Annotated in this window: 20 protein-coding genes and 2 pseudogenes; 4 read left to right on the forward strand and 18 right to left on the reverse strand. The window is 36.7% G+C overall.

Annotated elements, in window-relative coordinates; genetic code table 11:
* Nucleotides 1–164: 164 nt before the first annotated feature.
* From LS64_RS10780 to LS64_RS10805, 8 genes and pseudogenes are all read right to left on the reverse strand, one after another.
* Nucleotides 165–1,928, reverse strand: a complete 1,764-nt coding sequence (locus LS64_RS10780; RefSeq protein ID WP_081948278.1) for a cation acetate symporter — start codon at nt 1,926–1,928, stop codon at nt 165–167.
* Between the two features lie 10 nt (nt 1,929–1,938).
* Entirely contained in the window at nt 1,939–2,271 is a 333-nt protein-coding gene (locus LS64_RS10785; protein WP_034570890.1) for a DUF485 domain-containing protein, read from the reverse strand.
* Nucleotides 2,272–2,478: 207 nt separating this feature from the next.
* Nucleotides 2,479–2,892: an EamA family transporter gene (locus LS64_RS10790; protein ID WP_034570893.1), complete on the reverse strand. Its 414-nt coding sequence runs from the start codon at nt 2,890–2,892 to the stop codon at nt 2,479–2,481.
* Nucleotides 2,893–2,919: 27 nt separating this feature from the next.
* Complete coding sequence (locus LS64_RS14045; protein ID WP_419880015.1) at nt 2,920–3,141, reverse strand: thiamine pyrophosphate-dependent enzyme; 222 nt, start codon at nt 3,139–3,141, stop codon at nt 2,920–2,922.
* Nucleotides 3,142–3,150: 9 nt separating this feature from the next.
* Nucleotides 3,151–3,285 (reverse strand): annotated as a pseudogene (locus tag LS64_RS14050) (thiamine pyrophosphate-dependent enzyme); the annotation flags it as partial.
* 156 nt (nt 3,286–3,441) lie between these two features.
* Nucleotides 3,442–4,983 (reverse strand): annotated as a pseudogene (ilvB, locus tag LS64_RS10795) (biosynthetic-type acetolactate synthase large subunit); the annotation flags it as partial.
* 149 nt (nt 4,984–5,132) lie between these two features.
* Nucleotides 5,133–5,585 carry an SsrA-binding protein SmpB gene (gene smpB, locus LS64_RS10800; RefSeq protein ID WP_034570896.1) on the reverse strand — a complete coding sequence of 151 codons (453 nt, stop codon included), beginning with the start codon at nt 5,583–5,585 and terminating at the stop codon, nt 5,133–5,135.
* A gap of 20 nt (nt 5,586–5,605) precedes the next feature.
* Complete coding sequence (locus LS64_RS10805; protein WP_034570899.1) at nt 5,606–6,169, reverse strand: HyaD/HybD family hydrogenase maturation endopeptidase; 564 nt, start codon at nt 6,167–6,169, stop codon at nt 5,606–5,608.
* 362 nt (nt 6,170–6,531) lie between these two features.
* Here LS64_RS10805 and LS64_RS10810 point away from each other — a divergent pair, with 362 nt between their 5' ends.
* Nucleotides 6,532–8,013 (forward strand): tetratricopeptide repeat protein, encoded by a 1,482-nt coding sequence (locus tag LS64_RS10810; protein WP_034570901.1) that lies wholly within the window; start codon nt 6,532–6,534, stop codon nt 8,011–8,013.
* Here the strand turns inward: LS64_RS10810 and LS64_RS10815 are convergent, their stop codons facing one another.
* Genes LS64_RS10815 through LS64_RS10825 form a run of 3 tightly spaced genes read right to left on the reverse strand, consistent with a single transcriptional unit; the run spans nt 8,014 to nt 11,621 of the window.
* The gene (locus tag LS64_RS10815; protein ID WP_034570904.1) at nt 8,014–8,769 is read right to left on the reverse strand and encodes a GTPase domain-containing protein; all 756 of its coding nucleotides are present in this window, start codon (nt 8,767–8,769) and stop codon (nt 8,014–8,016) included. It lies immediately after the preceding gene.
* Between the two features lie 26 nt (nt 8,770–8,795).
* A complete protein-coding gene (locus tag LS64_RS10820) occupies nt 8,796–9,845 on the reverse strand; it encodes a hypothetical protein (protein ID WP_034570906.1) in 1,050 nt (349 codons plus the stop codon).
* 18 nt (nt 9,846–9,863) lie between these two features.
* Nucleotides 9,864–11,621, reverse strand: coding sequence for an MlaE family ABC transporter permease (locus tag LS64_RS10825; protein ID WP_052062383.1), 1,758 nt, complete (start codon nt 11,619–11,621; stop codon nt 9,864–9,866).
* Nucleotides 11,622–12,159: 538 nt separating this feature from the next.
* Here LS64_RS10825 and LS64_RS10830 point away from each other — a divergent pair.
* Nucleotides 12,160–12,567 carry a c-type cytochrome gene (locus LS64_RS10830; RefSeq protein ID WP_081948280.1) on the forward strand — a complete coding sequence of 136 codons (408 nt, stop codon included), beginning with the start codon at nt 12,160–12,162 and terminating at the stop codon, nt 12,565–12,567.
* Here the strand turns inward: LS64_RS10830 and LS64_RS10835 are convergent, their stop codons facing one another.
* The 5 genes from LS64_RS10835 to LS64_RS10855 all read right to left on the reverse strand — a co-directional run bounded on the left by LS64_RS10835 (nt 12,568) and on the right by LS64_RS10855 (nt 17,004).
* A complete protein-coding gene (locus LS64_RS10835) occupies nt 12,568–13,221 on the reverse strand; it encodes a hypothetical protein (protein ID WP_034570909.1) in 654 nt (217 codons plus the stop codon). It lies immediately after the preceding gene.
* 16 nt (nt 13,222–13,237) lie between these two features.
* The gene (locus LS64_RS10840; protein ID WP_034570912.1) at nt 13,238–13,855 is read right to left on the reverse strand and encodes an HAD family hydrolase; all 618 of its coding nucleotides are present in this window, start codon (nt 13,853–13,855) and stop codon (nt 13,238–13,240) included.
* A 29-nt stretch (nt 13,856–13,884) separates the two neighbouring features.
* Entirely contained in the window at nt 13,885–14,934 is a 1,050-nt protein-coding gene (locus LS64_RS10845) for an AI-2E family transporter (RefSeq protein WP_237416214.1), read from the reverse strand.
* A gap of 79 nt (nt 14,935–15,013) precedes the next feature.
* Complete coding sequence (locus LS64_RS10850) at nt 15,014–15,847, reverse strand: hypothetical protein (RefSeq protein WP_052062384.1); 834 nt, start codon at nt 15,845–15,847, stop codon at nt 15,014–15,016.
* 47 nt (nt 15,848–15,894) lie between these two features.
* Complete coding sequence (locus LS64_RS10855) at nt 15,895–17,004, reverse strand: S1-like domain-containing RNA-binding protein (protein WP_052062385.1); 1,110 nt, start codon at nt 17,002–17,004, stop codon at nt 15,895–15,897.
* A 68-nt stretch (nt 17,005–17,072) separates the two neighbouring features.
* Here LS64_RS10855 and LS64_RS10860 point away from each other — a divergent pair, with 68 nt between their 5' ends.
* Complete coding sequence (locus LS64_RS10860; RefSeq protein WP_034570914.1) at nt 17,073–17,762, forward strand: 5'-methylthioadenosine/adenosylhomocysteine nucleosidase; 690 nt, start codon at nt 17,073–17,075, stop codon at nt 17,760–17,762.
* A 24-nt stretch (nt 17,763–17,786) separates the two neighbouring features.
* Entirely contained in the window at nt 17,787–18,287 is a 501-nt protein-coding gene (locus LS64_RS10865; RefSeq protein WP_034570917.1) for a type II secretion system protein, read from the forward strand.
* Between the two features lie 44 nt (nt 18,288–18,331).
* Here the strand turns inward: LS64_RS10865 and LS64_RS10870 are convergent, their stop codons facing one another.
* Nucleotides 18,332–18,730 carry a flagellar protein FlaG gene (locus LS64_RS10870; protein WP_034570920.1) on the reverse strand — a complete coding sequence of 133 codons (399 nt, stop codon included), beginning with the start codon at nt 18,728–18,730 and terminating at the stop codon, nt 18,332–18,334.
* Between the two features lie 151 nt (nt 18,731–18,881).
* The coding region (locus tag LS64_RS12570; protein WP_161976978.1) for a beta strand repeat-containing protein at nt 18,882–21,720 on the reverse strand (2,839 nt) is incomplete at its 5' end.

A 21,720-nucleotide genomic window follows, 5' to 3' on the forward strand; every position in this document is an offset into this window, starting at 1 on the left:
GTAAAAACTTGGGGTTTATAAATTTTAGATTCTATATATAATGAAAATTACTGAATCTAGAATAAGATTCTACAAAAATTACTAAATTTAGAATCTAGTTTCTGTAATATTATTTAAATAAGATTTTTAAGAAATTATACAGAATCTAAGATTCTATAATCGCTTTAGTGAGCTACCGCTTCGCTAATACCTATACCACTTTGGGCTCTAAAATCTTGGGCTTTAAAGCCGCTTTTATCTATTTTAGCTCGTTTGCTAGAATCTAGTTTTGAGATAATATATATTGCCAAAAAGCACAAAGGCATACTAAAAATTGCTGGATGTTTATATGGGAAAATAGCTTTTTCAAATCCTAGCACTTCTACCCACACAGATTCACTAAGTAGCACTAACACCATTACTAGCACTAAGCCGATTAAGCCACCATATAACACGCCATTTGTAGTCAAATTTTTCCAGTAAATGCAAAGTAAAATTATAGGAAAATTCACACTTGCAGCGATGGCAAAGGCTAGTCCTACCATAAAGGCGATATTTTGTCCCTTAAATGCAATGCCTAGCATAATTGCCAAAATGCCTATTGATATAGTAGCAAGGCGAGTTACAAGCATTTCTTGCTTTGCTTCGCACTTGCCTTTTTTAATCACATTCACATATAAATCATGGCTAATCGCACTAGCCCCAGATATTGCAAGTCCAGCAACGACTGCTAAAATCGTAGCAAATGCCACCGCTGACATAAAGCCATATAGCATATTTCCACCTAGCACTTTAGATAAAGCGATAGCCTCCATATTTGGCACGACATTAAACTTACCATTAGAATCTACAAACTCAGGATTACCTATCAAAAAGGCAATAGCCCCAAAGGCTATAATAAACACTAAGATATAGAAATATCCTATTAATCCTGTAGCGTAAAATACGGACTTTCTAGCTTCTTTAGCATCTTTTACGGTAAAAAATCGCATTAAAATATGTGGCAATCCAGCCGTGCCAAACATAAGAGCTAGTGCTAGTGAAAAAGCAGAAATAGGGTCTGGTAAAAATGTGCCTGGTGCCATTATCGCCTCTCCTTTTGCGTGATTTTCTATAGCACGTCCAAAATAATACGCAAGGTCAAATCCGCTTAAATATATAATAACACAAGCCATAAATGTAGCCCCACCTAGCATCAAACAAGCCTTAATAATTTGCACCCAAGTAGTAGCGTGCATTCCACCAAATGCGACATAGCAAATCATTAAGATTCCAACGATTATTACAGCGGTATCATAAGATAAGCCAAAAAGCACCTGAATTAGCCCTCCAGCGCCTACCATTTGTGCGATTAGATAAAATGTGATGACGCAAAGTGCCGAGATTGCCGAGATGGTGCGCACTTTCCTAGATTCTAAACGATAGGCGATAATATCTGCAAATGTGTATTTACCTAAATTGCGAAACTTCTCAGCGATTAAAAATAACACGATAGGCCATCCTACAATGCCGCCGATTGCATAAATTAGCCCATCAAAGCCGATAGCAAACACAAGCGCTACCATACCTAAAAAGCTAGAGGCACTCATAAAATCTCCAGCAATCGCAAAGCCATTTTGAAGCCCTGTGATATTGCCCCCAGCAGTATAGAATCCTTGTGCAGACTTTGACTTCTTACTAGAATAATATGTGATACCCAAAGTAGCAAAGACAAAGAATAAAAACATAGAAATGGCGGTGTAATTAACAGGGGCTTTTTGCACGTCACCTAAGTCTAGTCCAGCGGCGGCAACTATTTGTGTTGATAATGCCGCTAAAATTATTACAGGTTTGCAAAATCTAGATTCTATAGATTCATTGAATCTATTTTTTATAAAATCTAATTTATCCAATCTCACGCTTTTAGATTCTATATCTTTAGAATCTTCCTTATTTTCAATGTTTTTCATTTTTTATCCTTTATTTTTGCATCTCTTCTATCATTTTCAAGTCTTCCATTTCTTCGATAATTTCGCCCTGCTCTTTGTCAAAATATTTATTCGCAAAAAGCGTGTAAAGCCCTGTGCTTACGATACACAACGCAATAATTGAGACGCCCATAAGAATGCCAAGGCTTATCGCACTAGGACCAAGCCGAAAGCCCAAAACCTGCGGGAAAAAGCCAATCCCAGCAATAAAACCATAATAAGCCACAAAAATCACAACAGATAGCCAAACGCAAAATTTATTACGAAAAGTAACAAATTTATAGAATCTAGCCTTAACCTGCTCCTTTGTCGGTGCTGCGTGCATAAAAACTCCTATTTTAAAAATATAAATGTAGCATTTTGTAATACTAAGCTTCACTAAAATTTTGAAACTTCTTTTAATGTAACAAAATTATTCTCATTTGCATTTAAAAATGTAACTTTTAAAGATATTTTTTAAAAATCTATCAAAATGTAACTTTTTGTAATATAAAATAATACAATCAATATTTGGAAAGATAAGACTTAGAATCTAGATTGCCATTAAAACCACGCCGCAAGTGATTAAAATGGTAGCAATGATTGTCTTTAGATTAAAACTTTCATTTAAAAAAATAACCGCAAAAATTATTGTGATAACAACGCTTAGCTTATCGACAACGGCGACTTTTGAGACTTCTCCTAAATTTAACGCCTTAAAATAGCAAAGCCATGACGCCCCAGTGGCAAGCCCAGATAACACCAAAAACACCCAGCTTTTAGTCTTTATTTCGCTGATTTCTCCAAATGCGCCGACCACAAACACCACAAACCACGACACAATAAGCACGACAAATGTGCGGATAGCAGTAGCCAAGCTAGAATTTACACCATCAACGCCAATCTTTGCTAATATAGCAGTAAGTGCCGCAAAAATAGCCGAGCCAATCGCAAAAATAAGCCACATTTTAATCTCTTTAATAACCTTTAGAATCTATTCAAGTATCATTTTGTATAGTGGGTTGCCACCTGGCACCATCGGCAATACGATTTCATCTCTATCCACCCAGACATTTATTAGGCTTGTTTTAGGGCTATTTATCGCAGTTTGCAGTGCGTTTATAAACTCTTCTTTAGTATGTGCCTCAAGTCCTAGAACGCCAAAACTACTAGCAAGTTGCGTAAAATTTGGCTGTGCTAAATCAACGTGGCTCAAACGCTTTTCATAAAAAAAGTCCTGCCACTGCTTTACCATTCCTAAATAGCCATTATTTAGGATAATGTTTATGGTTTTAATATTAGATTCAACGCAAGTCATTAGCTCTTGGATATTCATCAAAATGCCGCCATCACCGCTAAAGCTAAGGGCGATTTTTTGGTTAGATTCTATAGAATCTTTAGAATCTTTTTTAGTATTTTGCGACTTAGATTCTATAGAATCTTTGGTAGGGTTATAGCCCCCCTCCCTGCCTGATATTGATATTTGGGGGGGTTGGGGGGTGGGTTCTTGTGCTTTTGTAAAATTTGTTTGTTTTTTAGAATCTAGATTCTGTGTTTTTATAGAATCTAAATTATCATTTTGGTTTATGGTATGGTTGGTTTTTTCTACCCCCCCCCTAGCCCCCCCCGCAAGGGTGGGGGAACTAAAAGTGGCATCCCCCGCAAGGGTGGGGGAATTAGCTTCACTTAACGCCACCGCCACGCCGATATTTGCCGGCAGTCCATATCCCATAGTGCCTAGCCCACCGCTTGTGATAAATTGCCGCTTTTGGCTAAATGGATAGAATTGCGCTACCCACATTTGATGCTGCCCTACATCAGTGCTAACCACGGCGCGACTACCCAAAATCTTGCCTGTTTGCTCAATCACCCACTGCGGCTTTAGCAAAGGCTTCACGGACTTCCCTTCCTTTTTACTAATATGCAGGGCATTAGATTCTATAGAATCTTTATATTTTAGCGGATGAGTTTCACTCCACTTTTTTAGCTTAGAAATCCACGCACGCCGCTCACTAGCTACTGAATCACTTAAAGGCTTATCACGCAGCTCATTTATTAAATCCTGCAAGACAAGCTTTAAATCGCCTACAATAGGGTAATTCACTTCAATAATCTTGCCGATAGAGCTAGGGTCAATATCAATATGCGCGATTTTTGCAAATTTTGCAAACTCGCTAACCTTGCCTGTCACCCTATCATCAAATCGCGCCCCAAGCGAGATAAGCAAATCGCACTCACTAGCCGCCATATTCGCCGCATAAGTGCCATGCATCCCTAGCATTCCTAGAAAGTTTTCACTGCCTTGTGCTATGCCACGTGCCATAAGCGTCTCAACGCTAGGAATCTGCGTTAGATTAAGCAGCTCACGCACTTCATCAAAGCTATCGCTAATTACCGCGCCACCACCGATATAAAATAGCGGATTTTTAGAATCTAATATCACATTCGCTAGTTTTTTAATCTGCCGCAAGTTCCCACGTATAGTAGGTTTGTAAGTCGCAAGGGAAATCGCCTTTGGGTAATTAAAATAATCAATTTGCGCGGAAATATCCTTTGGAATATCAACAAGCACAGGTCCGGGGCGTCCGCTACGCGCGATATAAAAGGCTTCTTTAATAATTCGCGGTAAATCTTTTATGCTTTGCACTAAGTAATTATGCTTCGTGCAGGGGCGTGAAATGCCCACCGCATCGATTTCTTGAAAGCTATCTGTGCCTATTTGTGGCAATGGAACTTGACCGCTTATGACTACTAGCGGGATAGAATCTGTAAAGGCTGTGGCAATGCCTGTGACCGCGTTTGTAAAGCCAGGACCGCTTGTAATGATAGCTACGCCTACTTTCCCACTAGCGCGCGCATAGCCATCAGCGGCGTGCAGGGCGGCTTGCTCATGTCGCACAAGGATGTGGCGGAAGTAATCTTGCTTAAAAATCTCATCATAAATATTTAGCACAGCGCCCCCAGGATAGCCAAAAATCACTTTGACATCTTCTAAATGCAAGGCTTCAATTAGCATCCTAGAGCCATTTATTTTTTTTTCTTGGTTGTTGTTTGACATTTTCTTACCTTTTTAGAATCTAGTTCTAATTTTTAGTGATTATGAATAAAGCAAGATTATATCTTAAAAAATACGGAATTTGAAATTTAGTAATGGAAAGTTTTGGAAAGTTGTAGTAAAAAATGACTTTAGATTCCAAAGTAATATCTTTATTTATACTTCTTTATCGCGGCGTTTGCCTCTTTATCTAGTTCGCGTTTTTTGATAGTTTCGCGTTTGTCAAACTCCTTTTTACCTTTAGCTAAAGCAATTATCATTTTAGCATAGCCCTTTTTATTAAAATGCACCTGTAGCGGCACAATACTTAAGCCCTTTTGACTAACCTGCCCAAAAAGTTTATCAATTTGCTTTCTATGCAAAAGCAACTTTCGCGCGCGCTTTTCATCAGGCTTATAATGCGGATTTGTCGTGCTAAGAAAGCTTATGTGCATCCCAAATACAAAGGCTTCAGCATTCACAATTCTTACAAAACTATCTTTCAAATTCGCCTTGCCCCTCCTAAGGCTTTTTACCTCGCTACCAGCAAGTACCAGCCCAGCCTCGAGCTGCTCTAAGATAAAATAATCATGATGTGCCTTTTTATTGCGTATAACTATGCTCATATATTTCCTTTCTATTGTCTTTAGAATCCACGATACGAATTATTTGCAATTTCTTGCAAGGGAATGTTGTTTTTTTGTGTGATTTTAAAGCCTAAAGATTCTATGTATTTTAGCGCGGCATTTTGCATCGTTATAGCACCTTTAAGTAGCGAATTACTCAAAGTAAATGCCGTATCTTCGCCGATAACTTCAGGCACAATGCCAATAATTTGCACGCTTGGCAAATCGCCCATAAGGCGCGTTAAATGCAGCGTTTGGAGCATCTCGACCTCATGCGCACTCCCAGCCCAAGTAATGCAGCTTGGAATCTTATCAAAGCTAAAGCTATAAACCTCGCCAACAGCGGCATTATCGACACTTACGCAGTCCAAAATCAGCACATTATCATATTCGATGATTAATGGGATTAGCATATTTGCAAGCGTGCCGCCATCGATAAACTCGATAGTGTTTTTTTCTTTTTTAGATTCTATAAAATCAAGTGAATGAAACTCATAATTCACCTTCAAAAAATTACACAAATGCACGCCAATTCCCTCATCGCCAAATAAAATATTCCCAATTCCTAGCACCAAAACTCTCAACTTTCAACCCTTTAAAATTCTAAATCACATAACATTTATAAAAGTATAGAATCTTTTTGTAGAATCTAACCATAAAATTAATTAAATTGTTTAAGAAAGTTAAGCAATCTAAAATGTCAAAAACAAATCGATTAAGATTCTAATAAAGAAATGTTATAATAATGCGAAATTTGTAGGAATATGTTTTGCTTAAATTATATAAAGTTTTGTCAAGATATAGAATCTACGTGGCTTTTTAGAATCTAGATTCCAAAATAATCATAGAATCTAAAAACAAAATTACAGAAAAACCAAAGACTTAAAAAAAATGTAGTAAGATTCTAAAAATTAAGGCTAAATTACGAAGCAAAGGATTTAAGGATATGGAAAAAAGGATATTTTCACTTGCGTTTTCCACGCTTTTATGTATCGTAGGCGTTACAAACACCGCATTTGCCGCCGATGACCAGCCACAAGATTCACAAAATCTAGCACGCGGTCCTGTCACAAATGTCCCACCAAATGGCGGCTATGACTTACGCGACCCACGCTACTATGACGGACGCTACTACAATGATGGCTACTATCAGCCACCAGCTCCCGGCTACTACCCAAGCTATGGACCGCAACGTTACGACCCTTATGACCCACGAAACTATGAGCGATATTATGACCCTTATGACCCGCGAAGTTATGAGCGATACTACTATCCGCAGGTCTTGCCTAGCTATCCGCAGTATGGTCCGCCAGCCTATAATCCTGCTCCGCCACCGCCTGGCAATAATAATTCGCAAGGGGGCAATCAAGGCGGCGGTAGCAATCAAGGCGCGCCAAATCCTAACCCACCGGCAAATAACGGCGGCTTGTGGTATGATGACTTTAGCTCTCGTCCGCAGTTAGCGCCTATGCCGCCGCCGGATGTGGCGATTACTTACGCGCCACGCATTCCGCCGATGCCTTATAGTCCTAATAATGTGAATGTTGTAGCCCCCAGCTATAACTTTCCAAAGCCAGATAATGACCCAACAGAGAATGCCGTAGCCGACCCAAAAAGTAGTGCGGCAAATCTAAATGCAGGTGTGGAAGCCGCTAGAAAGGGCGACTTTAAAAGTGCGCTAAGTATGTTTAATACCGCGTGCGACCAGGGCAATCCTGCTGGCTGCTTTGGCGTGGGCGTGATGTTTATGTATGGCGCTGGCGTGCAAAGCGATACGCAAAAGGCGATAAAATACTATCAAAAAGGTTGCGCTGGTGGTGACCCTACCGCGTGTGCGAACCTTGGCATGATATATGATGAGGCGCCAAATATGGGGAATAATAAGCAAAAAGCGGCTGAAATGTATATGACCGGATGCGCTGGAGGCGACATTGATGCGTGTAATAATATCGGCTGGGCTTACGCAAATGGCTCTGGCGTGCCAAAAGATTTAAATAAGGCGATACAATACTATCGCTTTGCCTGTGACGCTGGTAGCCAACTTGGCTGCTACAATCTAGGGCTGCTAAATAACGCTAGTGCGGTCTATGGTATCGGCAATCCAAATATGAGCCCTGTGGATATGAACTATGTCGCGTGTAACGCAGGAGATGTGGTTGGCTGTGCGAATTTAGGCTGGATATACGCACAGGGCATTGAGGGCGCACCGCGTAACTATGGCTTGGCAGCGCAGTATTTTAATACCGCTTGTATCGGTGGCGTGGCTAGTAGTTGTAACAATTTAGGCGTTTTGTATGAGCAAGGGAGAGGCATAACGCAAAATCCAGGTCAGGCTTTAGAAATGTATTCTCTAGCGTGTGAGGCAGGGTTACATAATGGATGTGATAACTTCCGCAATCTTAAAGCTAGGATGGATGGCAGGAGATAGTTAGCCGATGGCAAGGTAGTTAGGGGGTGGAGGGCCGAAGTTTAGGAAATCTTTTAGTTTTTCTTTTAGTAGTTTTGCGTTTGTTGCTTCGTCTTTGTTGTAGCTAGATTCTATAAGTTCGAAAATGGCGAGTTTTGTGTTTTTGTCTTTAAATGAGTATGGGGCGTTTTGGTTGTTGGGTTTAGATTCTATGTTGTTAGAATCTTTGGAATTTGTGTTGGTAGATTCTATGGTTTCGTGGTTATTTGACGTAGAATTGACCCACCCCCCTAACCCCCCTCCGCAAGGGAGGGGGGAATCTGCGTAAATTTCGCAGGTGTTTTTGCCTAAAATAGATTCTAAAAAAGTTTTGATTTCTTGCAAGATAGAATCTTTTTTTGTTAAATCTAAAAAAGAGCCAAAAGTGCCTAATACACGAAGTTTTAAGCCTTTAGCCTTAGCTAAATTTACTATAGATTCTAAATCTTTCATAATTTCGTTAAAATCATACTTAGCCGCGTTAAACACATAGCACACTTTATCATCACTCTCGCTTACGCTTTGCAAAAAGTCGCTTTCTTTCAGCCCTAGCTTTACTAAGTAATAATCGCGTATAATGCCAGCATGCCATTTTTGCTCCCTTTGGAAAAGCGTGATTTGCACTTTTGCAGGCTTGATATTTCGCCCTAAAAGGTGGCTAATTAACGCACTTTTACCTACGCCTTTATTGCCGATTATAAAAAGCTTTTGGTGTCCTTTTATAGAATCTGCTTGCATATTTATCCTTTGGAATCTTTTAGAATCTAGCCTACGAATATAGGGAAAGGCGAACGTGGTAGTGGCGGACCAAAGTCTAAAAAGTCTTGTAATTTGCCTTTTAGCAGTTTTGCGTTTGTTGTCTCGTCTTTGTTGTAGCTAGATTCTAAAAGCTCGAAAATGGCGATTTTGCACTTGGTGTTTTTGTTTTTTGGGAATGGGGCGCGGTTTTCTTTGGTGTTAGAATCTTTAGAATCTTGGTTGCTAGATTCTGTATTTTCTTGGTTATTTGACGTGGAATTGACCCACCCCCCAGCCCCCTCCGCAAGGGAGGGGGAGTTAGTCTCTTTAGATTCTATATTTTCTTTAGATTCTGTATTTTCTTTGGGTTTTTCTACCCACCCCCCTAGCCCCCCTCCGCAAGGGAGGGGGGAATCTGCGTAAATTTCGCATTCATCTTTTTCAAAAATAGATTCTAAACTTGCCTTGATTTCTTGCAAGATAGAATCTTTTTTTGCCACGTCAATAGAATTGCCAAAAGTGCCTAGCACACGAAAATTTGCGCCCTTTGCCTTTGCTAGATTTGCCAAATAGCCTAAATCAAGGGCGATACTACTAAAATTATAAGCAGACGCGTTAAAAACATAACACAAAGTGCTACTAGATTGCAAAATCTCATCGATTATTTCTTTATCTTTTTGCGGGATTTCGATTGCATATCTTGATGGTGGTGGCATAGTTATAACGCCAGATGTGCCGCCCCAGCCGCCGCCCTTACTGCCAAAAGGATAGCCAAAAGGATAGCCGCCAAGCCCACCTGCATAAATAAGCGTCTTTGTGATTTCACTTGTAGGAGTGTGAGTTCTATCCACGCTACTACCTTGCAGTCGCGAAATTAACGCAGTTTTTCCCACGCCATTATTACCATAAATAATTAGATTGATTCCCACTTTTAAGCTATCAAAATACTTTTCTACTTCGCTTTTCTCACTCGCACTCATATTAGAAAAATCCTGATTCTTTTTAGAATCAAAATATTTTTTAAGTAAATACGCGCTAATTGCCGCACCTATAATGCCGATAAGTTTTTTCCACATTTTACGCTCCTTAAGATTCTATAAATTATACCTTGTAAATATAAAAGAAAAGATTGCATTTGCCATAATTATCCAAAAGATTGCATTGACTACGCTAATCGTGGTCATGCGACCTATGCTTTGCGTATCGCCCTTGCACTCTAAGCCACGAAAGCAGCCAACTAAGCCTACAATCGCACCAAAAAAGGGCGCTTTTACCACGCCTATCCAAAAATGCGTAAGGCTTACGGTTTCATAGAATCTTTCTAAATACGCTTCAAAGCCGATATTTATACTATATTTTATCGCTATCATCCCACCTAGCAAACTAACGGCATCAGCGGCAAATACCATTAAGGGCATAACAATAATTAGGGCTAAGATTCTAGGAATGATTAGAAAATAAAAAATATTTAGATTCATAGCCTGCATAGCGGATAGCTCTTCGGTTAGCCGCATAGAACCTAGCTCAGCGGTAAAACTAGACGCACTGCGTCCAGCGATTACTAAAGCAAGGATAAAAGGACCCATCTCTCTTAGGGCGAGTTTGGCAGTGGTATCCACGCTCATTATCGGCACGCCCATAGAATCTAGCTGATACGCGCCCTGCAAGGTAATCGCATAGCCGACAATAAATGTCACGCCAAGGCTCACAGGCAGAGCTTTGAAGCCTTGCTCGTAGAGATGATACATTAGCGATTTAAACTTAAAATTGCTAGGTTTAAGGATTGTGTGGGCGAAAAAATACAAGAACATTCCCATAAAGTTAAAAAAAGCAATCGCATTTTGGTAGAAATTATACGCCCACTTTCCGGTGTATTCTAAGAAAAGCTTTGCTGGGCGCGGTTTTTTAAGAATGATTTTTGGGGGGATTTTAGATTCTATATTTTTATGCGTTAGTAAAAAATCATTGCAAAAAAGCGTGTAATTTTCGCTATTTAGATAGGGCGTGAGCGTGATAATACTTAGCGAATCTGTGTAGATATTTACATTTTTAAAATTATTAGATTCTAAGAAATCTTTTAGTAGAAACATAAAATTTATGCCAACTTTTGCGTTTTTAAAAATGATATTTATGTAGTTTTCTTGGGTTATTTTATGTGTTTTAAAGTCGAGATTTATGCTATTTTGCAGGGCTTTTTTTAGGGAAGATTCTAGGGGCTTGTCGTTTATTGTTGCGGTTTTGGAATCTAGATTTTGCATGTTAGATTCTAGTGACTTGTCGTTTTTAGAATCTTGTGTGTTTAAATTCGCCGCTTGAAAATGCTTTGTTGGTGGGAATGGGTGGGACTTTGAATCTAAAGCATTTTCAAGTGGCGAATTTTCTTGATTTTTAAAATCTAGATTCTGTATTTCGTTAGAATCTATGTGCGTGGCAAAATTTGCAGGCTCAAAATTCTCTTTTGTTTTAAGTGGGCGGGAATGGGTGGGACTTTGAAATGCAAGGGAATTTTGAGCCTGCGAATTTTGATTATTTGTAGAATCTTTTATAGAATCTTTGAAATTTTGCAAGTTAGATTCTGTATTTATAGAATCTAGATTCGCTAAATCCTTAGAATCTTGCGTAGTTTCAAAACTAGATTCTATCTCAAAATCAAGCTCTTTATAAATCTTAGTCATTGAATGATTTAGGGTGGCTTGCTTGCTAATTTGCGAACTTAAGGCATTAATGTAGCCCTGTTTTACAAAGCTATCCCAGTTCCCTTCAATAGTGATAGAATCTTGGGGCAAATCAATATTATTAAACGCAGATTTAATCGCCAAAAACCTTGCATTTTTACTACTAATCATCGCCATAACTTACTTCTTTTCCCACGTTAAAACAAAAATATAGAATCTAAAAACAAAATTCTAACTTTTAACCTTTAAGATTCCCCCTTTTTAACTAAGAATTTTTAAGGCAAAAAGCAAACTGCTTTTAAAAAAGGGCGGCAAGTTGGGTTAGGAAAATTGTAAAGTGAAATTTTGCATTTAAATCGTTTGGAAAACATAGATGTGAAAAATAATAAATTGACTAGTCTGCCATAAAGTATGGTGGAATTAAAAAATTTAAAAACTTTTGAGTTAAGTTATAATAATTTTACTCAAGTTACCTAATGTGATTTGCAAAATGACTTGGCTTATATCTTTAAACATTTGTTTTAATAAGAAAGCACAAATTAGTATTTAAAAGAACTTCAAATGATAGTTGGATAAAATTTACCAAAAGAAATTTTAACACTAGATGAACAAGTGGATGAATGGGTAATGTGAGTTTAGAAATTATATTCTATAGAATCTAATTTGTTTTTATACTGCTATAATTCTATCCTTATTTAATTCTTTGAGGCTAAAAATGAAAAAACAACTAGCGATAACATTAATATTATTAGGTATATTTCAATATTTACAAAGTGATAATAGACAAGAAAACCAGGCAATCAACAAAGATTCTATAATAAGTGAATATGATTTTATTACCGCAAATGAGTATGGTAAATATTTATATGAAAATCCACGCGGTATTAGTTGCAAAAGTTGCCATGGCGAATATGGACAAGGTGAAGTTATTGCAAAATATATCAAAATGGAAAAAGAAGTTGAATTAAAAGCTCCAAATATTACTTCTTTATCAAAAGAAAGATTTGAATTAGCAATCAATACTTCTAAAAGCATAATGCCAAAATATTATCTAACCACCCAAGAAATCTCTGCAATCTACACATATATACAATCTTATTCACAAATAAAAGAGATAGAATAGCTATTTACCAAATAGATATTGATACATAACACCTATAATTACTGATTTACTAAGATTAGAATCTTGCATTAAAGGATAACCTATACGTAGTTCTATATGATGATTGTTAGCAAGAAAACCACCTACACCACCATATATTGCCAAGCTTGTGCTTATAGTGCTAAATGGAAAATCTGCATAAGCACCACCAAATACCTTAAAGCCACTCTTAAAATCATAAAAATAATCAGCTCCTACGCCAGCAGAAAAAATTTGTGTTTTAATTATTGTATTATACGATGCAAAGGCATATCCACGTAATCCGTGATTAATTCTAACATTATAAAAAATACCACCCACAAAAGAAAGATTTAAAATTTGTGCTTGTGCATTATTATATCTTGCATTATAATATGTTCCTATATATCCGCCTATAAACCATTTCAAAGAATTGTTTTTGTTTGTTCTAAGATTTTGTATTTTGTTTTCAAGATTTGTTACATCAGATTCTAATGTTTCTACATTAGAATCTATATCGTTAGCTTTAGAATCTTGCGTAGTTTGTGATGTAGATTCCATGCTTTTAGAATCTTTTAAATCCTGAACCATCATATTATCAACAGAATCTGCAAATACAATAACACTAAATACACAAAAAAATATAATTTTTCTCATACAGCAACCTATAATTCTAATAAAAACTAACAACATAAACTTTCGAAACATCTTTTAGTTGAATATTATTATAGCCATAAAAATCTACATTATTAGCTTTAGCAGCGTTATAATCATGTATGCTATCACCTATCATTACACACTCATTTGGATTATATTGTTGTGAGTTTAATAGATTTTGCATAAGTATAACTTTTGGTGTGGGAGAACCATGTATAGATAAAAAATATTTGCTAATCTCAAGTGTATCACACAAAAATTTTAATTCATTTTCTTCGCTACCCGATAAAATATGAAAATTATATTTTTTGTAATTATTTTGTATAAAAGTTAAGCTATCGTTTATTAAGTATTCTTTATTTGTAAGCTCTTTTCGCATTATTTTGCTAAATTCATCTGCGTAATTTTCTACCTTTTCTTTACTAATTTCTTCCCCTAAAATATCATTAAAAAAATATGTTATTTTATTAAAACGAGATAGGCCACCATTATTTATGTGATATTCAATAAGTTTATCTACCAATCTTTTATCATATTCCTTAAAAATCTCTCTAAAGCCATAAATGCGTATTTTTTGACTATCTAAAATCACGCCATCAAAATCCCAAAAAATATTTTTAATCTGTTTATCCATAATAAATCCTAGTAGTAAATTTAAAATATTTACCCATTTTCTTTCACCAAAAAGTCGCGTTCATACATTTGCAGCATAGCGATAAATAGCGCGGTTATCGCAGGTCCTATGATTATCCCCCAAAAGCCAAACGCGGACAATCCAGCCAAAGTCGCGAAGAAAATGATTAGCTCATTGATATTTAGCGGCTTAGATAACACGCGGCGATTGACGATTCCTATAATGTAGGGCTTAATGATATTATCAATCACAAAGCCGATAAACACGGCACTATAAAGCCCAAGCACAATCGCAGATTCAATGCGCTCTTGAAACACCAGCACCACGCACACAGGTATCCACACAAGCGTCCCGCCCACAATCGGTATCATCGAGCAAATCCCATAGCTAATGCCAAGCAAAATGCCATCAAAGCCCAAAATATACGCCGCAATGCCAAAGGCAGAGCCTTGCATCACCACATTCAAAAAGGTTGAAAGCAGCACGACACGCAAGGTCCCGCTTACTTCACGCACGACTTCTTCGATATTTTCTTTTTTGAATGGCAAAAGGCGTTTCACATAGCTATAAAAAAAATCGCCCCAGTAAAAAAACACAAATAAAAAAACAACTATCACGCAAACATCGATAACGACCCTTAGTCCGCTTTCCCCGATTGTCGTGGTGAATTTCAAAATATAGCTGCTAATTTGCGAAAAAGATATGGAATCTAGCATTTGTGGCATTTGCTTTTCAAGGAGTGGCAGGTGCGAGAAAATGCTCTCTATAAAGGCTTTTAGCTTGTTAAAATAGCCCAAAAGGCTATCATAGCTAAAGCTAGAAATGCTCATAAATGCACGGTAAAAGATAAAAAGCAAGGGCAAAAATACAAGCACAATCATTAAAAGCACGGCTAAAAGTGAGGCTAGGAAGCTGCTTTTTACCGCCCTTTGTATTAGAATCTTTATCCAAAATGTGCTAACGCAAAGCAGGAACGCTACTAACATATTGAATAAATACGAGTAATAAAGCATAATCATTGATAAAATTACAAGCACAAAAATTATGCCAAATGTGATTTTTGATTGTTTATTTTGCAAGGGCTTGTCCTTAAAGTTTTTGAAAGATTATTTTACAATACAAAAGTAGATTTTGGAAGTTTTATAAGAAATGAATAATTTATATTTCCATTTTCACGCCATGTAGATTTAACGTCCATTGCTTGCACCAAGAAAGTAGGGCTAGGGTAAAAAGGGTTGTTTGGGCGTTGTAAAAGTTGCTTCGTAACATACTTTCGCTGCAAGCTATAAAACATAGAATTATTAGAGATAAAAATATCATATTTGCGTATTCATAGAATCTAAAAGCTTTAGAATCTAGCATTAATGACCTAAGTAGCAAAATCGCCCCGATAAACAACAAGCTTAAATCCACATACTTGCTAACAATATTAGAAAAAAATGGATGGCAAGAGAGTGCCGCTAGGGTAAAAATGGCTGTGTTTATGTCTGGTTTTAAGATTAAAAAGACGCGTGCATAAGGGTTTTGCACGCTTAAGCTAAGCGATAAAATATAATAGCTCAAAGGGCAAATACACAAAAATACCCCACAACCTAGTGTAAGCAAAAAATTAGTAGTTCTAAGATATTCCAAAAAAGTATAGTTTTTTATAGAATCTTGGCTTAAATCTGGATGAAAAAAATCATTCCATAAATAAAAAAATAAAAAAACAAGTATCATCAAAACGATAAAACAAAGCGTTGTGATAAAAGATATAGAATCTACAACACTTCGATTAATTGTCTTATAAAAAGTTATCAAACTATAACACACAAAACACACGCACACAAACACAAAAATAAGCGAAAAAAGATTAAAAATGCGTCCATCATGGCTTAAAAGCATAAAAACCTGCGAGAAAGTGTGCGAAAACTCAGAGCTTAAAAGTGCTAATGCGTTAAAGACTAAAAGTGCGAAAAATAGGTAAGAGCAGAAGTTGTTATAAATTTTCACTTGTTTCCTTAAAATAGATTCTAAAAAATAGATTCTAACAAAAATCTTTATTTATATTTGTGTTTTGCCTTAAAATCTTTAGAATCTTGATTGTGATATTTGTTGAAATTTGTCTTGTTATTAAACTTAGAACGTGGCTTAAAGTCCTTTTTAAAGGGCTTTTTAGAATCTTTAAAGTCTTTTTTAGAATCTAGATTCTGTGTTTTGATAATTTTATATGCTTTTTTAGAATCTTTTTTAAACGCGCTGCCAAAACTACCAAACGCGTAGCCCTTGTTTTCCACATAATATATTTTCTTGCTCTCCATTAGAATCTTTATTTCTTTATCAAGCCTTGCTTTGCTCATCCCTAGCTTAATAGCATTTGTAGCATTTGCTACAAAATACTCACCATTTTTGCTTAAGCTTTTTATAGAATCTAAGAGCGCAGCGCGGTTTCGCTCGGGCATAATATCTAGATTCCCATCGTCTCTAATTTTTACAATTTTTACAAATAATTCCATATCAATATGCAAATTGTGCGTAAAATCCCTGTGATAAATTAGCCCACTATATTGCTGTGGCAAGACAATACAAGAGTAGCCTAGCTTAGATTCTGCATAAATTAAAGCTAAAGCGCGTTTATGTAGCATATTTTGACTTTTACACTTTTTGACAAATCGCGCTATATCATTTTTTGCAATCAAGCGAAATTGTTTATCTCGGCTAAGTCGCGCTACAATTTTTTCGCCAACTTTATATCGCGGAGCGCCCTTTAGCTCACTAGATTCTAACCTTTCCCCACTTGCGATTTTGCGTATAAATTCTTTATTTTCACTTACATTTTTTAGCTTTGATTTTAATGGCATAAAGACATCTTTTGGCAGTCCTATATCCAAAAATAGCCCATCTTTGCTAATAGATTTTATCTCTAAAAGTGCTACTTGGTCTAGCTTTATTAGCGGCTTTAAAGTCGTGGCAACTAGCCTATCTTCACTATCTGTGTAGATAAAAACCTGCACACTTTCGCCTATTTGCATAGAATCTAAGACATAAGCATTTGGCAGTAAAACACTCTCTTTACTATCCATAGACTGCGATAAATACAAGCCCTGCGGCATTTTTTTCACGATAAAAAGGCTAACATACTCGCCCACATAATATTTCAATTCTTTCACTTTTCTCTCCTTAAAAGTAAAAAGCAATTATAGTATAATATCGATTTATTTTAAGTTTAAGGGTGCAAATGAAAACAATTGGCATAATGGGCGCGATGAATGAAGAAATCACGCCACTACTAGAGATTTTTGGCAATTTTGATAGAATTGAGCTAGGGGGCAATACCTTTTATAAAGTCGAATATAGCGAGAAGATTCTAATAATCGCATATAGCAAAATAGGCAAAGTCCATGCGGCAATTACCGCGACTACGATGATATTACATTTTGGCGTGGAGTGCATTATTTTTAGCGGTGTGGCGGGGGGTATTTCAAGTGATTTAAAGGTCGGCGACTTGCTTTTGGCAACGCGTTTAGTGCAGCATGATGTGGATATTACCGCATTTGGTCATGCAAAGGGCTTTATACCTGAAGGGCAGCTTTTTTATGATAGCGATGTGGGACTTTGCTCTTTGGCTTGTGATGTCGCTAGTGAGATGGGCTTATCAATTAAAAAGGGCATAGTGGCTAGTGGCGACCAGTTTATCGCATCTAAGGAAGTGAAAGATTCTATAGCACATGAGTTTAAAGCAATCGCCGTAGAAATGGAAGGCGCGGCAGTGGCTTGTGTGTGCTATAACTTTAAAGTGCCATTTTGCATATTCCGCTCAATTAGTGATAGCGCAGATGGAGAAGCTAGTGTAAGCTTTGATAAATTCTTAGAATCTAGCGCTAAAACCAGCGCACAATTTGTAAGCAAACTTGTGGATAGAATCTAAGATTCTATATTACAAAGTATTATTATGAAACATTCTAAATCTTTTAGCCTTTTAGAAATTTTATTTTGTTTGATTATTTTGGGGATTTTTGGAGTTGGTGCGTTATATAGTATCACAAATCTTAAGAGGCAGGATGTTAGTATTCAAAAATTTTTATTAAAAAATTCTAGTCTTTATGAAACAGAGCTTTTTATTAACAAAATGCTAAGTTATGCAAAAGCAGATTCTATAAAAATAGGTAACAATACGCTATCTTGGCAAGGCTATGACAAGCTATTTTTAAGTGCGAAAAATAATGATAAGTTTATGGATTTTTCTTTGCAAACAAGCAGTTTTAATATTTCCTTGCAACATAATAATTTATATTTTAATAACACTTTATTGTTACATAACGTAAAAGTTTTTGATATAAACATTAAAGATTTTAATACTGATAGAATCTTAGAATATACATTATGCACACATATTTGTATTCAAGATTTTATATTTTTAGAAAACATAGAAATTGAGTTTGATAAGTTATAGAATCTTTTAAAGATTCCAAGAAGCTAAAAGAGTTTAATGATAGACTACACGCGCTGGTCAAAAATGTTGCCAACCATATCGCGCATTTTGCGGATTAGTTCAATCGCCTCACGGCTTGGAATCTCGCGTATAACGCGCTGTCCTGTCGCCTCACGCACGGTTACAACCAACGCTTTTATCTCGTCATTGTAGCTAAAATTGATATTCGTGCTAGCCTTTTCCATCTCAGCCTGCAACTTTTTGCTTAGCTTTATCATCTCCTCGTGCAGCTTCCTATCCTCCATTTTCATCGCCTCGTTTTGTGCCTCTTGACGCGCACCAGCGGACATATTTTGAGTGGCGAGTCTGCCTTGCACGTTGGCATTTTGCGCCTGTGGATTGCTAGTGTTTGTGATTAGGGCGATTAGCTGATTTTGCAGTGCTTGTGAACTTCCTGTTTCCATAACAATCTCCTTATTGAAAGTGTAAATTTTATAGCATAAATCGGCAAAAATTGTAGAATTTTAGTATATAAGGTTTAAGATTTGGTTATCTTAAGACTTATTTTATATGTTATGGAAATATCTTACACAAGATTCTATAGATTATTTGAATCTAAAACTGCATTCCTGCTTTTAGATGTATATTGTGAGTTTGAATGCTCGCACTAAACTCACCCAAATAACCTAGACCAATAGTAGCATTCCCAGCTATCTTAACACCTAAGCCCACTTCTGCTACTCCCACTAACGCATCAATTGTATTTGTAGCCGAATATATGTTATTTGTTGCTACGCTTGTTAATGTTATAGTGTTATTAAACTCACTGCCATAAACAGCATATCTTACACCCCCTTTAATTGTTGGATAGATTCCTATATTTCCCACACTAATTTCTTTTGTATAACGCAATTGACCTAAGACATATAGTGGAGTAATATTTGTCGCTTTTATTATTTGGTTATTTGATGATGTATTAAAGTTTAGATATGATAACTCAGGCATTGCTACAAACTGCTGCATAATACCTATTTCAGGTGTAAAATATCCAAAGTTAGTAGGCATATCAAGTCCTATAGTTGCACTACCACTAAATCCACCTACAACACCATCTGCATCTCTTGTAATATCAGCTATTGGGGTTAGAGAATAATTATTAAATGCTACCATACCATTAAGAGAAATTTTTGTAAATGGCACTAAAGCAAGACTTTTCATACTAATTTGTGTAAAAGGTATTTTGGTGTAAATACCTATCATAGTGCTAACACCTTTGGTTCGCATTTCAGCACCTTGTCTACCTGTTGTTTGTCCTTCTACACCTATATGAAATCCAAGTAATGCACCATTACTAAAACTACCAGCAGCACCACCCACAAATCCATAAGATGAAGAAGTAGTCGCACTAAACCCACTAGGAGAAATACTAGATGTTGAATAATATGGAGTAATAAATCCTAGCCATGATGTTCTTTTATTTTGATTTCGCACTTCTTGCATTGCTATTGCATCTATGGAATTAGTGTTTACATCTGTAGTTGTATTGAGTTTTTCTAGCTCTTGTAGTTGTTGTGCTTGAGGTTGCACCGCTGCTGCTAGTTTAACTCCTCTTGTATATACAGCCGAGTAGTAATTTTCTCTAGGATAAGGGACATTACCCATCTCACCTGTAGCTATAGAATCAAATACGCTATCAAGCACACTATGCGTTCTTACCACTTGTGCATTCATACTAGATGAGACCTCTATAGATGCAATTGAGCCTATAGATTTATTCGCTGCTACCGTAATAGACATTACATTCTCACCACCAGCTTGATATAGATTCAAATCATATATATTTTGTGATGTTGTGAAATGTTTGCTTTCCAAAGTAGTGATTGCTGTCCCATTATGATTTTGCAAAGTAGCTCCGCCATTGCTACCACTTATAAAGTTGGCTAGTCTATATGCCTCACCTATTGAAACATCATCACCCATATTTATTAAAAATGAATTGTTATCAGCTATTTGTATGGTAGCATTAGTTGCAGTGCCTGTTTTGATACCTAAAGCACCATTTGTGTTATAATCGCTTAGGGAACCTAAAGTAACTGCATAGTTTTCTTGCAATTTAGCAGTACCAGCAGCCTCAAAGTTTAGAGAGGTTATAACACCAGAGTTTGTAATATCTAGTATTGTATCTGTCGCTCCTGTACCGATTTTTAGCTCATTAATAACACCAGAGTTTGTAATAGTATTAGTATTTTTTGTTACCGTTATTACAGATTCTATATTACCAGTATTGTTAAGAGTTAATATACCATCACCAGCTGTGATATTTGCAGTATCACTAATTGTGCCTCCATTGTTTGTAATGCTTAATGCACCAGCACCACCAGTAATTGCACCGCTTAGTGTTCCATCGTTTGTAATAGTAGCACTCTTACCAGCAACAACTTGGCTAGCATCAATTTTGCCACTTAGTGTTCCATAGTTTTCTACTATTAAGTCGCTAACTGCTTTTGTTATATCACCGCTTATAGTCCCAGCCGCTAGGTTTGTAATCTTAGTTGTTTTATCAGCACCTGTGCTAGCTTCTATTGCGTAAGCTAGATTCCCACTATTTTCAATAGTTACATTACCAGTAGCACCTGTTACTTTTTTACCTGCTGTGCTCATATCACCAGCATTTGAAATAGTTAAATCACCAGCAGCTGCTGTTATATCTTCAGTAATTTTACCAGTAGCATTGTTTGTAATGCTTAATGCACCAGCACCACCAGTAATTGCACCGCTTAGTGTTCCAGCGTTTGTAATAGTGGCATTTTGAGCTCCAGCAGTAATTGCACTTTTAATTTCAGAATCTGTAACGCTCTCACTACCATTAGTAATATTTAAAGTGCCGCTAGCAGTGATTGTTTTACCTGTATCACCAATTGTTTTAGTATTATTGATAGTTAAATCTGCACCTGATATATTATCACTTATAGTTCCAGCATTTGTAATTTCAACTGCACCAGTGCCACCAGTAATAGCACTTTTTATTTCAGCGGCAGCATCATTATTATTAATGGTTAGCTTACCAGCACCGCCTTGTATTGTCTTGCCTGTAGCACCGATTTCTTTTGTGTTTGTAATAGTTAAATCACCACCGCCAGCTGTGATACTATCACTAATTTTTCCATAGTTTGTAATAGTGGCATTTTGAGCTCCAGCAGTAATTGCACTTTTAATTTCAGAATCTGTAACGCTCTCACTACCATTAGTAATATTTAAAGTGCCGCTAGCAGTGATTGTTTTACCTGTATCACCAATTGTTTTAGTGTTATTGATAGTTAAATCTGCACCTGATATATTATCACTTATAGTTCCAGCATTTGTAATTTCAACTGCACCAGTGCCACCAGTAATAGCACTTTTTATTTCAGCGGCAGCATCATTATTATTAATGGTTAGCTTACCAGCACCGCCT

Origin of the sequence: Helicobacter saguini, assembly GCF_000762875.2 — a bacterium.
Taxonomy (GTDB): Bacteria; Campylobacterota; Campylobacteria; order Campylobacterales; family Helicobacteraceae; genus Helicobacter_A; species Helicobacter_A saguini.

What these genes read in the sequence shown, in the direction of transcription:
- LS64_RS10780 (WP_081948278.1), bottom strand. Translation starts at nt 1,928, where the DNA reads ATGAAAAACATTGAAAATAAGGAAGATTCTAAAGATATAGAATCTAAA.
- LS64_RS10785 (WP_034570890.1), bottom strand. Translation starts at nt 2,271, where the DNA reads ATGCACGCAGCACCGACAAAGGAGCAGGTTAAGGCTAGATTCTATAAA.
- LS64_RS10790 (WP_034570893.1), bottom strand. Translation starts at nt 2,892, where the DNA reads ATGTGGCTTATTTTTGCGATTGGCTCGGCTATTTTTGCGGCACTTACT.
- smpB (WP_034570896.1), bottom strand. Translation starts at nt 5,585, where the DNA reads ATGAGCATAGTTATACGCAATAAAAAGGCACATCATGATTATTTTATC.
- LS64_RS10810 (WP_034570901.1), top strand. Translation starts at nt 6,532, where the DNA reads ATGGAAAAAAGGATATTTTCACTTGCGTTTTCCACGCTTTTATGTATC.
- LS64_RS10815 (WP_034570904.1), bottom strand. Translation starts at nt 8,769, where the DNA reads ATGCAAGCAGATTCTATAAAAGGACACCAAAAGCTTTTTATAATCGGC.
- LS64_RS10820 (WP_034570906.1), bottom strand. Translation starts at nt 9,845, where the DNA reads ATGTGGAAAAAACTTATCGGCATTATAGGTGCGGCAATTAGCGCGTAT.
- LS64_RS10825 (WP_052062383.1), bottom strand. Translation starts at nt 11,621, where the DNA reads ATGGCGATGATTAGTAGTAAAAATGCAAGGTTTTTGGCGATTAAATCT.
- LS64_RS10830 (WP_081948280.1), top strand. Translation starts at nt 12,160, where the DNA reads ATGAAAAAACAACTAGCGATAACATTAATATTATTAGGTATATTTCAA.
- LS64_RS10835 (WP_034570909.1), bottom strand. Translation starts at nt 13,221, where the DNA reads ATGAGAAAAATTATATTTTTTTGTGTATTTAGTGTTATTGTATTTGCA.
- LS64_RS10840 (WP_034570912.1), bottom strand. Translation starts at nt 13,855, where the DNA reads ATGGATAAACAGATTAAAAATATTTTTTGGGATTTTGATGGCGTGATT.
- LS64_RS10860 (WP_034570914.1), top strand. Translation starts at nt 17,073, where the DNA reads ATGAAAACAATTGGCATAATGGGCGCGATGAATGAAGAAATCACGCCA.
- LS64_RS10865 (WP_034570917.1), top strand. Translation starts at nt 17,787, where the DNA reads ATGAAACATTCTAAATCTTTTAGCCTTTTAGAAATTTTATTTTGTTTG.
- LS64_RS10870 (WP_034570920.1), bottom strand. Translation starts at nt 18,730, where the DNA reads ATGGAAACAGGAAGTTCACAAGCACTGCAAAATCAGCTAATCGCCCTA.